Origin of the sequence: Microcystis sp. LE19-8.1F, assembly GCF_027531715.1 — a bacterium.
GTDB lineage: Bacteria > Cyanobacteriota > Cyanobacteriia > Cyanobacteriales > Microcystaceae > Microcystis > Microcystis wesenbergii_A.
Genome location: NZ_JAPZSO010000028.1, coordinates 17,884 through 30,975 on the forward strand (window position 1 = coordinate 17,884; position 13,092 = coordinate 30,975).

The window sequence follows — 13,092 nt, forward strand, 5'->3', positions numbered from 1 at the left end:
CGGGCGATCGCACTACAAGAGCGGCGATCGCAATACAAGATCAAGCGATCACACTACCGGAGCTACTTTAAAAATGCTTCTAGAATTTCGTCTATATCTTCTAATACTTCTTTAGCAGCTTCAGAACGAACCTTATCTATTAAATCTTCTATTACTTTGGGAAGTTTCGGATCTTCATCATCACCATTATTTCCACCACCATCATTCCCACTCGTACCGGTAGATGGACCAGGACTACCTTTTTTATCTTTTTCTTTTGATGTTATGATGCTACTCATGTAAAGACCAACTGCTACGGCAACTCCAGTAACTAAGATAAACTCTCCTAACACTATTAATGATGGCAGCGATACTTGAGGGATAAAATTAAGTGCAGAATACATCACCAGAGAAGTATATCCACTCGGATCTATAAAAATAACTGGATTAGCATTCCCATACAAATAATCATTTAACGTCACAGGCTGCCTTTTATACCCCTCAAACGGATCGCCCGAAACAAACCGCCCCGTCGCTGGATTGTAATACCTTGCTCGTAAATAATAGCCATCTACCGCATCATCAAACTGCTCACCCGCAAACAGATAATTATTCTCCGCATCCCCGACTTTACGGGTTAAATTACCATAGGCATCATAATCATATTCTACGACGACAGAACCATTATTACCCGTCATCAAACGAGTGCTACCTAAACCATCCACTTGATAGTAAATCCGATTTGCACCGTCATCTTGGGAGATTAAATCCCAACCGTGAGTATAGGTAGTATTAACTGTACCATTAGTTTGATATTCCTCAATCACTTGGGCGTATTGCTGTTGATTGTTGTCGATTAAGAAGCGAGTCACCTCACCATCCACATCAATCGCCACTCGGATACCATTGTGATCATATTCAAACTCAATGCGTCCCGTTTCGCCGTTTTCCGTGACTTCTACCGCGGTTAATTCACCCTTAGCATTCCACTCATAATTAGTGGTAGTTGCGCCATTTTCTACCTTAGCAAGGAGATTACCTTTCTCATCGTATTGATATTGGGTAACATTTCCGCCAAGGATTTCTTTTAACAATCTGTCGTTTTTATCATAGTTATATGTAGTTTTACCTTCCACTAAATCGACTTTTTCTAAACGATTTCCTACTGCATCAAAACTATAAGTAATCGTTTTGTTACCTGCTACAGTGTCAGTAATTTTCTCTTGGGTTAAGCGATAGAGATTGTCATAGGTGTACTCCACAGTGCGACCATCATTTTCTACCACTTTTACCCGATTACCCATTGCATCTAGGGTATAGGTATAACTAGAAATAATGCCCGTATCATTGGGATTTTCGAGGTAGGTTAAGCGATTTAATAAGTCATATTGTTGATTTTCAATCACCCCATTGGGGAAGACTGTTTTAATCAAATTACCCACCGCATCATAATTATAGTCTGTTACTCCATTATCGGCATCTTTAACAGTATCAAGGCGATTCAACGCATCATAACTATAAGTAGTTGTGCCTGAAGGTACGGTTAAGGTAAGAATATTACTAGCCTTGTCGTAAGTATAGCTAATAGTGCGTTTATCGGGTTCGGTACGACTAATTAACCTGTCTCGCTCATCATAAACATAATTTGTCATCCCTCGGTTATCGATAACGGTAGCTAATTCACCTGTCAAGGTATAGGTAAAGGTTTCCGTAGCTGTACCATCAGAGAAGGATTTTTCCGTTAACCAATTACGCTCATTATATTTATAGGTGGTGACTGCTCCGTTAAAGTCGGTTACTTTAATTAAATTACCGATTTTATCGTGAATTGTCTCGTTACGTTGTCCACCAGGTAAGATGGTAGCTTTTAGACGGCGTAAACTGTCATATTCAAACTTAGTGATGTTACCATTTGCGTCTTTTTGCTCGATTAAATTACCCACTAAGTCATATTTATACTCAGTACGTTGATTTAAAGCATCAATTACCGCCGTTAGTCTTCCTAAAGCGTCATATTCATAATTAGTGGTATTTCCTGCTAAATCGGTTTCTGCTATCACTCGTCCTAAAGGATCATAAGTGGTAGTCATTACTGTATTATTAGCATAAGTTGTGGTAAGAAGGCGATCAAGCTCGTCATAATCATACTCAGTGATGCGCCCTAACGCATCTGTCATGGCAATTTGTCGCCCGTCTGCATCATAATTATAGCTAGTAATTTGATTCAGGGCATTAGTAACAGTTAAAAGGCGATCAGCTTGATCATAATTAAATTCGGTACGATTACCCAATTCGTCAATTTCGGCAATTTTTCGCCCAGCTTTATCGTATTCTTTCTTAGTGCGGGGATTATCGGTTAAATTGTCAGGGGTACTATCAGGATAAATTACTTCAATTTCTCGCCCTAAAGCATCATAAATATAGATAGTTTTACGTCCTAATTCATCAATAAAACCCGTTAAACGATCTAAAGCGTCGTATTGATTTTGGGTGCGAGGGTTATCGCTTAAATTATCAGGAGTGCTATCAGGTAAGATGGTTTCAATCAATAAACCACGATCATTATAACGGTATTCTGTACGTCTTCCTAATGCGTCAATTTCGGCGATTTTCTCCCCAGCGGCGTTATATTCGGTTTTAGTAATACCCCTTGCACAGCCACAGCTACTACCTTCGGGGTCTGCTTTTTGAATTAAGCGTCCTTGAGCATCATAGATATAATTAGTAATAGCACCCAAAGCATCAGTAACACTCGCTACTCGTCCATTACTATCATAGGTAAAGGTGGTTTTTGCTCCCGTAGGATCGGTTAATTCAGTTAAGTTACCACGATTATCATACTTAAAGGTACTCTTTTTACCATTAGCATCGGTGACGGTGGTTAATAAACCATTGAGACTGTAGTTATAAGTGGTAATATTGTCCTCAGCGTCTTCTCGTTTTGTCAGATTTCCCTTCCCATCGTAGGTATAAACGGTTTGATTCCCTAAAGCGTCGGTTTCCAGCAAAATATCATTATTCGCATTGTAAGTAAAAGTTTTTGTGTTACCTTCGCCATCAGTTTCACTGAGTTTATTACCTCGATTATCGTAGGTATAACTGGTAATATTGCCTTCGGGATCGGTTTCACTCAATAGGTTATTGTTCGCGTCGTAAGTTCTTGCCGTCACCCCTGCAAGGGCATCGATTTGGCTGACCACATTGCCGCGAGGATCAAAGATGTAGGTAGTGGTATTGCCAAAGGGATCTTTAACCGTTTGGCGAGACGTAGCCGAATCGTAGTTAATATCGAGGGCATTGCCATCCGCATCAAATATCTTGCTAATCTGTCCGTTATCATCGTATTCCGTGCGAACACTGGTTCTGTTTAACGGGTCGATGACTTTAGTGAGGTAGTGGTCGCGTTCAGCCTCATATTTAAAGGTAGTTTCGTTATTGGTGCGATCGCCAAACTCGATGAGATTGCCTTTTGCATCATAGCTGTATTTCAACGATTTCCCATCGGGATCGATGATTTCCGTAATGCGTCCCTGAGCATCGCGGATGAAGTCAATCTTTGCCCCGGTAGAACTGGTAATGCCGTTATCAGTAAAGGTTAGGGTATTACTGTTGCGGTCTTCTACCTTTTGTAAGCCGTTGACTTGACTGTAGCTGTACTTCGTGCCGTCTTTCGTCGTCAGGATGTAATCGCGGGGATTGTAGGTCGTGCCGAACAAGTAGATCCCAAAAGAGCCATCCTTCAGGCGCATTATTGGTACATAAGGCACTTCTAGAGTTTCATAAACACCCGGATCTGGGGTAAATTTCGGTCGCCAAGCATAATAGTCTGGTCCTAAGAAAATGCCAGCACTGGGACTAAACACTTCAGGGGTAAAAGTAAAGCCGACTCGCCGTCCATCAGGTGTCGTCAGTGTTACCCGCGTTCCTTCCGTAAAGGAATTACCAAAAAGGCCATTATCCTCACTGAGATCAACCCCTGTAGGTGCTGATTCTACAATTTGGGCATCTTGTAAGCCGAGTTCCCAACCATAACCAAAGTCACCTTGGAAATTAGCACCAAGACTGCTGTAACGACGAGTCACTTCAATGGGAATTCCGGTTAAGGGAATGGATAAATCAGTAAAGTCGAGGCTGAACTCTCCGGGTTTCGTTTGAGAGTCAATGCCGACTCCAAAACCTTCAACTGTGACATTCCCATTAATATCTTGGGCATAGATTCTGACAAAGTAATTATCATTACGATAAAGAGCAGGATCGATGCTGGCTAATATCCCATCAATATTGCCCGTTCCTTCTGCAATCGTGATGTAATCAGGATCTTTAGCGGCGGGATTACCTAGATCGATTAAGCTAACAGGAGCAAGTTCAACTCGATAAAATTCTAAGTTCTGGTCGTTAATCGTCCCCTTAATCTCTGTTTTTTCACGAATCACTAGATTGAGAGGATCGAAGTCGCTGATATCTAATTGGGCGATCGGTGCCGAGGTGTCATTGGGATCGAGTACCCGTACAGAAAGGGTTTCCGTATCCTTATTGCCGCCAAAATCTGTCGCCGTTGCCAGCACCTCAAAAATACCTGGTTTATCTGGGGTAAAGGAAGCGGTGTAAATCGTTCCCCGTTCAATATTTGCTGGGTTCAGGGTTAAAGATTCGCCACCCACAGAAATATCGAGATCCGCTAAACCAAAATTATCGTTACCCGAAATTTGGAAATTGACCGTTTCCCCCACACTCAACACCGTCTCACTAAAGCCAAGGGCAACTTCAGGGGCTTCCTCATCAACCGGGACTTCCGCAACATTCAAATCATACAGTTGGCTAACAATCCCACCTTTACCATCATCGACTTGGACTTCCACCTGATAACTACCGATCGCCCCCGTAGCCCAAGTGATCACCCCCTTATCGCTAATTTTCATCCCTTGAGGAGCTTTGAGCAGGGTATAGGTGAGCGCATCGCCATTCCCATCGATCGCCGCCACCTGGTACTGATACGGTACGCCGATATAGGCTGTGGTGATGGGATTGGAGACGATGCGAGGAGCAATGTTGACCGAACCCGCTAGGGCATTGCCAAAGTCAATTTTTTCAACTATTTCCCCGGCACTAAGGTTGACCAGATAGGAATTTGTGGAAGAATCAATTAACGTAACCGACCAATCATCGATGCCATGTTCAATTCTCTGACCGTTGTTGGTATTAGAACGCCAGTAACCAAACTGCATCGGTGCGCCATTTTCCGAGAAATCTGGACGATTACCAGTGAAATCTGAGAAAAAGTCTTCTTCTTTTAAATTGCCTACCGCCCAAGTCTGCCAGTCGAAATTACCGAATGCTCTGCCCAACATTCGGAAAATATCGCCGCCTTGGAAAATAGCCATTCCCTGACCGATGACACCAGAAATGTTAATCGCTCTGACATCCTCTACATAATCGATAGTGTCAAAAGGGCGTACCGATGGGTCGAAGGTGTAATCTTCATAACGGTGATAGACGATGATCCTTCCTCCTCCCCAATGATGGATCATGTGACGATAAGCACCGGGATTTCCCCCAGTCAGTCGTTGGTCTTCAGAGATTTCCGTAATGGTTGGGGTTCCCGATACTACAAGGTAGGAACTCGACCAATCCTCGTCGTTAAAGTCCCCGTCAAACATAGAACCAAGTACAGTACCAATCGGAGCAGTTTGTATATATCCATCGGGAACGATTTCCCGAACGACATAGGTGCCGGGTTGGAGGTAGTTAAACTCATATCGTCCCGTCTCATCAATATTTTGCGTATTGGGGTCGTCTTCTGCCGTGACTTGGAACGGTTCACCTTGATCCAGAAATTCGTTATCATTGAGGTCTAAATAAACCGTAACGCCCGCCAATCCCGGCTCAATTGTTCGATTGGGAAGGATATCGATAGATTTATCAATCTCAGTCCCTTTCACCTCGAAATCCCAAGCAAAAACATCATGTTGCGCCCAAGCTCCTCCGGTACTGGCTGCTAAACCGATAAAAACATCTTCTCGGTTGAGAATGGCAGGAATATTGACAACTGAAGAAACGGTTGGATTGACTGGGCGAGTGAGGTCTTGAGAGACTCTGGCTTCTAAAGTTTGAGTCGCACCATTGTAGTCAATCCAGACATTCCAACGTGCGCCATTTTTGAAGGAGGGAGAAACCGTAGTTTGGGCGATCGCATCTCGGTTTCCGTTAATCAGGATGCCGACGTGGTTATTACTATTATCATCAATCGCCCCATTATTGTAAGTATCCAACTCCACAGCAACGCTATTATTCAACCCGTCATATCTCGTGGCAGTATTACTCGGAGCAATCATGAAAGTAATACTATCTCCTCCACCCTGAAGCCCGCCGGGATTGGTTAGAGAAAATTGGAAGTAACTAGAAAAAGAAGCAATATTTCCGTTCCCATCGACAATATCGAGGGAATTGTTGAGGAAAGCAGTACCAAACTGATTACCTGTTGCGCGGGTTAGATTAATATAACTTTCCCCTTCCGTTGTTGCAGACGGAATAATTGAGGCTGTTCCGTTTGTTCTAAAAAGAGCAGAATAGAAACTGCGTTTACCATCACCATTAAGGTCTTCCCATTTCATCCCTCGAATAGTACCTAACCCTTCACCAACGCCGAGGACTTCTACGGTAAAGGTTTGCGTCTCTACACCTCCCCGGCCGTCACCGACTTCCACTTTAAAATCATAGAACGGTGTGGTATTTCCTGAAGGCGTAAAAGTCAACAAACCATTTCCATCAATTTTGGCTCCAGAGGGAGCATTTATGAGTCGGTAACTTAACTCATCCCCATCGGGATCGATCGCTTCTACTTGATAGGCGTAGGTAACTTGAGTTGCCTGGTCAAACTGCGCTACTGGAGTGCTGGTAATTTCCGGCGCACCATTAATTCCTTCCCGCGTCAAAAACTCTTGCGCTCGCCCCTGGTTCCCCGCCGCATCCGACACTATCAACGAATAGGGAGCTTTGCCAGCAGAGGGCAGGGCAACATCATTAAACCTAAATGCTCCCGTCTCATCAGCGACTGCTTTCTGCTGCGTTTCGACCAACATTACTTCCAGTCCGGGTTCGGTCTGACCGATGAGATTAACTTTATAGGCTGTAGTAACGTTATCTCCCTTCTCTCCCGTATCGCTTTCGGGAGCTAGTACTAAGCTCAGGGGCGGGGCAGTCCAGTCAAGGGTAAAGCTCACCGTGACTACCTGCGATTCTTGACCGGAGCTATTCCTTGCCTTTAATTCCAGAGTATAGTCACCCGCAGGGAAAGAACCATTACTCAACAGATTGTACTGCTCGAAAGAAATCGTAAAACTGCCGTCATCATTGAGGGCATTACTAATATCAACAAAACCATTACCGTTGAGATTTCCTTGCAGAGAGGTAGCCCCAGTTGTCTGTCCTTTAACAGTGGGGTCGAGTGTCAGGCGATCGCTGTCGCTCGTTCCCGTATCGTTGGTGAGTGCTGCGCTAACGGTTGGAGTTTCAATGTTTTCATCGACATCAATAACATTAAGGGTAAAGTTCTTACTGTAGGTCAGAGAGGTATTACCCCCATCAGTGGCGGTGAGGGCGATAGTTACCTTTGGTTCGGTTTCATAGTCCAAACTCTGGTCATTTTTCAGTTTTAATTGAAAAGTCCCGCCATTATTTACTATCTCAAAACGTTCATCATTGACAGTAACAGCATTGTTGCGGAACTCTGCTAATGTATCTGGGTCTGTTATAGTGATATTGCCAATGGTTGCTCCGAAGGCATTTTCAGTTACACTATTATCCCCAAGCTCAATATCCGTCGAAGCTTTATTAACAGGGGTGATAATAAAACTAATTGTTTGACTACCATTCCCGCCTTTACCATCACTCACAGTATAAACAAAATTGCCCCCATTACCATTAACATCTGCTAGAGGTGTGTATAGCAAAGAAGTTAGAGAATTAATCGAAATCTCATCACCCACATTAATAACTGTACCATCAGCTAAAGTGATTTTTCCTTTAGTATTATCAGGTAATTGAGTGATAGAAACCGTTAAAGTATCCCCATCAATATCTGTAGGTGGATTAATATTTAAGGGGATAGGTTGACTATCTTCTGGTAAAGTAATAGTCTTATCGGCATCGGTGACGGGAGGATTATTATCAGGTGGATTCGGCGAATTATCATTATCTAGAATCGTGCCAATTCCCTCACCTTGAATCAGGATAGCATTGGTCACTCCTGTTAAATTGACCGTGAAGGTTTCCGTAGGCTCGCTAATTGTATCGCCCTTGACAGCAACTGCGATATTTTTCTCCACTTCTCCCGGTGCAAACGTCAAAATTTCCGTCGAAGATTCATAATCTGTCCCCGCTTGGGCGGTTCCATCTTTCGTTGTAAATTGAGCCGTTACTGTTGTGTTTGTAGGGGCTGATAAACGAACTGTAAAATTAGCAGATTGAGTTCCTGTATTCCCCTCCGTCACTGTGGTATTTTCAATGCTCAAAGACGGTAACTGAATCGGTTCTCCAATTGGTTCCCCGAAACTGAACCGAAACACTAAATCATTAAAATCGCGATCGCCACCGCCCCAAAAATCTTCCCAGGCCCAGGTCTGACTATCCTGTTGAGCATGGACATGATTTAAACCATCCTCATTCGCCGCCGCATAGGAAAAGAAAACCGGCGGGGCATTTTCCCCCTTGGCGATCGCCTGCTCTGTCGTCCCGTTAGCGACTAGATACCATCCCAGATATTTCCCAGAAGGGACGTTAAACGTTTTACTATCAAACCCTTTCCCAGAGGCAAAAATTACCTGGTGGCGATCGCCTGACAAGGCCGCATCTAAATAACCCTGATCCCCTGGTTTAATCCCATTAATCTCGCCATCCGGGGTATCAACCAGGTAATAACCCATCTCGTTTGGAAAAGTATTATCCTGACTGACAGCCTCGACTGTGAGGGGAACCTGTTGCCCTTTGTCTCCGGCTAAGACAATTCCTGCTTGAGCAATATTAAAAACAACATCGTTAAAATCTTGATCTCCTCCACCCGTCAAATCTTCCCAGTTAAGCCGCCAGATTCCGCGACCAAGATGACTACTTTGGGAATGATCAAAATTATCAGGATTAGCTCCTTTTAGGGAGAAAAAAGCTAACCCAGATTGACCCTGATTTTGTCGATTATTTTCTAACCAATTAGCGCTGGTATCGTTTTGAATCACATAAAACCCTAGACGACTCCCCCCCGCAACGGTGAATTCCCGCCAATTTCCCGCTTGATTACCCGAATTGAAGAGAGTTTGTCGGCTGGGACTGCTTAAAGCGGCTTCGGCGAATCCTTCTTCACCGGGGGCGATACCTTCTACTCGACCTGAAGCATCCACCAGAAAGAATCCCACTTCATTATTAAAATCTGCCTCTCGCACTGTCCACTGGACAACCATATTCACCCTTTCTGAGGGATTACCCGGAACGACTAAAACCTCGCCTAAATCATCTAGTTGAGTGACTTGAGGGGTTCCTGTCCAAGAAGTATCTTGGTCTGAAAAGGAGAAATTAGCAGCCTCTGGATTAACTAATAATGGGGTTGATAGCAGAGAGTCACTTTGATTAGCTAAGTTATCGCTTACCCCCGCGCTCACGGGAGCAAGAAAATTGCTAGGAGAAGATGGGGTGAGAGGTGTGACTAGAGGAGTCACCTCTGGCGTTGTCGGAGCCAGCATAGATGGCGCTGTCGCCATCAAGGTCTGATCTACTCCCAAAAGACTTGAGCCATCTTCTAGAAGTATTGGGGGAAGTGTTGGAGAATCCACTTATGCCTTCTGATTGGATGTCTAGCTTGATTCATTAAATTAATCTTTGTTAGCATCTTAAGGGCGTTTCTTTTTACTGTCAATTATATATAAATTATTTGCATATATATATATATCATTAGTTTTGCTAATTATATTAAATCCGTTTTTAATAATATGATTAACTGCCAATCCTACCAGATCGGCGATCGCGCTGAAAAAAGCTCCCCACTTCCCCAACAGTGAATAATAGGTTCCCATCTCAGTGATCTGTGTTACCATTCGGGGTAAATTCAAGCGATCTCCAGACACCTATGAGCAAGGTTCTCGTGTTGAATGCCTCCTACGAACCGCTAAATATTACCAGTTGGCGGCGCGCGATCGTTTTATTGTTGAAAGGAAAAGCTGAATCCCTAGAACATAACGGAAAAGTGGTTTGTCGTGACTTACCGCTACCTTCTGTTATCCGTCTTAGGCAATACGTCCGTGTTCCCTACAAGGAAATTCCTTTAACCCGTCGTAATATTCTCGAACGAGATCATCACACCTGTCAATACTGTCTCTACCGAGGTGAACAATTAACCATCGATCATGTGATTCCCCGTTCTCGCGGAGGGGGTGATACCTGGGAGAATTTAGTGGCGGCTTGTGTGCGTTGTAATGTGCATAAGGGCAATCGTACACCAAAAGAGGCCAATATGTCCCTGCACGCCCAACCCCGTCGTCCCTACAGCAGTCTCCACTTTGAGCTATTAAAGCACACCAGGGGGAATCACAATCACGAATGGCGTAAATATGTCATCGGCATTTAGGGTGAAAAGGGCATGGTGAAACCAAGACCAAAATTGATTCCCATGCCATTATTATTAGTCTGGGTGCGAGGATTGGCAACTCCCGTGCCTAGATAAACTGAACAACCAGCACAGGGGGAATTGACTCGGTAGCGCACCGCCATGGGATCATTGGGATCGGTGATAGTTACTCCCTGATTGTTTAAATCTTTAATTAGATTGGTGACGGGTTTGAAAAAATCGGCGCTGGGGGGTTGACTTGGTTGCAGTTCTAGGGTTTGTTCTTGGGAAGCAAGAACGATTTCCGAAGCGATAACTAGCAGCAGAGAGGTAGTTAAGCCAAATAAACCCAGATTATTTTTGATCTTCATTTTTTTTTATCACCGAGAGATTGTTAATTTCTTCTGGTAAGAATTCTATCGTTTTCTCACCGGAAAGGAACCTAATCAGTAAAAAAAATTTACTGATTTCTACCATACTTATAATAAGCGGCACAAGCACCTTCACTAGAAACCATACAAGTGCCGATGGGATGTTCGGGAGTACAAGCAGTACCAAATACTTTACATTCCCAGGGTTTTAAAACACCTTTAAGAATTTCGCCACACTGACAAGCTTTGTGATCTTTAACACGCTGATTGGGTAAGGTAAATTTCTTCTCCGCATCAAAATTACTGTACTCATCTCGCAGTTTTAACCCTCCTTGTGCAATTTCTCCTAAACCTCGCCATTCAAACTGATCCCGCAGTTCAAAAACTTGCTTGATTGCCGATAAAGCGACTCTATTTCCTTGATTTTGTACCACTCGATCGTACTGATTTTCGATCTCACATCTCTGCTCATCTAATTGTTTTAATACCATCCAAATTGATTGCAGAATATCCAAGGGTTCAAACCCAGAAACTACCACAGGTTTATGATATTCTTGGGCAATAACTTGATAGGGTTCTATGCCAATTACCATGCTGACATGACCAGGACCAACAAAACCGTCTAACTGTAAATCTGGGTTATCTAACAAGGCTTTCAGAGCGGGAATAATCACCACATGATTAGAAAATAAACTAAAATTATTGATGCCATCTCTTTGTGCTTCTAAAACGGTTAAAGCTGTGCTAGGAACGGTTGTTTCAAAACCTAAGGCTAGAAATATTACTTCTTTATCGAGATTTTCTCTGGCAATTTTTAAGGCATCGCGAGGAGAATAAACCATGCGAATATCATCACCTTTTGCTCGTGCTTGCAGCAGACTCAAATGGGAACCGGGGACACGCATAGTATCGCCAAAAGTTGTCAGAATTACGTTCGGTTGTTGTGCGAGAAAAATGGCATCATCTAAACGACCTCGCGGCATTACACAAACGGGACATCCGGGCCCGTGAATTAATTCGATAGTTTCGGGAAGTATGGCCTCGATACCGTATTTAAAAATTGAGTGGGTATGACCTCCACAAACCTCCATAATTTTAGTAACTTTTTCCCGCTTTTCAGAGATTCTTATCGATAATTGTTCAATTTGTTGAATTAATCCTGCCGCTTTGACGGGATCACGAAATTCATCAACGTATTTCATAACAAGCTTTCTCTCTATAAGTGGTTGGACAAAAGTAAAGTTAATAAGCTGTTCGTAATTTAAATTGCTTGTTGAGACGAGGCAAAAGGCACTCTTGCACTCTTGCAACAGTAAAGGGATTGGGGGAGGTTCGGCTAATCTAAGAATAAGCGGTTTAAATGCGTCTTAGCTTACTGGATTCGGTCGCCGGTCGTCAGTAATAATTGCCGTAACTTACATTTCTTAAGATAGACAACAGCATTAATTTATGGGTGACTACTTTAAGAACATTAATTATGATTAAATTCTTCCTCTAATTCCGCTAATTGTGTTAATAAATTTAAGGTTTCTTGCGCCTCATCTTCATCGATTCGATTCATGGCAAAACCCACATGAACTAATACCCAATCCCCTACACAAGTATTAGCAGGATGGTCTTCATCAACAATGCAAGCGATATTTACTTCTCTTTTTACACCCCCCACATCGACGAGAGCAAGATGATGGTTTTCATCAATAATTGCCGTAATTTGTCCCGGTATGCCTAAACACATAGTTTTTACCTTAAATCTAGTTTTTGTTAATTATGCGCCGATTTTTGGGCTAGAGATTGCAGTAATATCAACTGACAGCCCTTCTCATAAAGATGAAGTATAAGCTAATTTGGTATTGACTCCCGACGACTGGCTCCCCAAAAGGAAAACGTAATCAAAGGTTATCCTTTTTACTTGGTCTTACCTGCCATTCTGGACTATTGCCCTCAAGAACAGCTTTTTTCCCGTATCTTTTTTAAGATTTCCCCTGTCCCAGACTCTGGATAGTATCTAGGCAAGGTTGACACTCCCCGCTCTAAAGAGACGGGGATTCTTGGTTCACAGAGATTACTTGCTTAGACAGAATTGCTTCTGAAAAAGTAGAGGTATTCTCTCCCCAAGCGTTTATTGGATCGAGCCCAAAGGTTCCGGTATGCCCT

5 protein-coding genes are annotated in these 13,092 nt (G+C 43.2%); 1 reads left to right on the top strand and 4 read right to left on the bottom strand.

The features are described from left to right. Nucleotides 1-62: 62 nt before the first annotated feature. Entirely contained in the window at nt 63-9,725 is a 9,663-nt protein-coding gene (locus O9334_RS03650) for a DUF4114 domain-containing protein (protein WP_287999428.1), read from the bottom strand. A 365-nt stretch (nt 9,726-10,090) separates the two neighbouring features. Here O9334_RS03650 and O9334_RS03655 point away from each other — a divergent pair, with 365 nt between their 5' ends. Beyond that, a complete protein-coding gene (locus O9334_RS03655; protein ID WP_002759301.1) occupies nt 10,091-10,588 on the top strand; it encodes an HNH endonuclease in 498 nt (165 codons plus the stop codon). On the opposite strand, the gene O9334_RS03660 is transcribed toward O9334_RS03655, so the two are convergent. From O9334_RS03660 to O9334_RS03670, 3 genes are all read right to left on the bottom strand, one after another. Further along, nucleotides 10,585-10,938, bottom strand: coding sequence for a hypothetical protein (locus tag O9334_RS03660; protein ID WP_045359862.1), 354 nt, complete (start codon nt 10,936-10,938; stop codon nt 10,585-10,587). The two genes, O9334_RS03655 and O9334_RS03660, sit on opposite strands and share 4 nt — an antisense overlap. Before the next feature lie 89 nt (nt 10,939-11,027). Beyond that, entirely contained in the window at nt 11,028-12,140 is a 1,113-nt protein-coding gene (hypD, locus tag O9334_RS03665) for a hydrogenase formation protein HypD (RefSeq protein WP_287999431.1), read from the bottom strand. 269 nt (nt 12,141-12,409) lie between these two features. Continuing rightward, the gene (locus O9334_RS03670; protein ID WP_045359865.1) at nt 12,410-12,673 is read right to left on the bottom strand and encodes a HypC/HybG/HupF family hydrogenase formation chaperone; all 264 of its coding nucleotides are present in this window, start codon (nt 12,671-12,673) and stop codon (nt 12,410-12,412) included. Nucleotides 12,674-13,092: the final 419 nt, after the last annotated feature.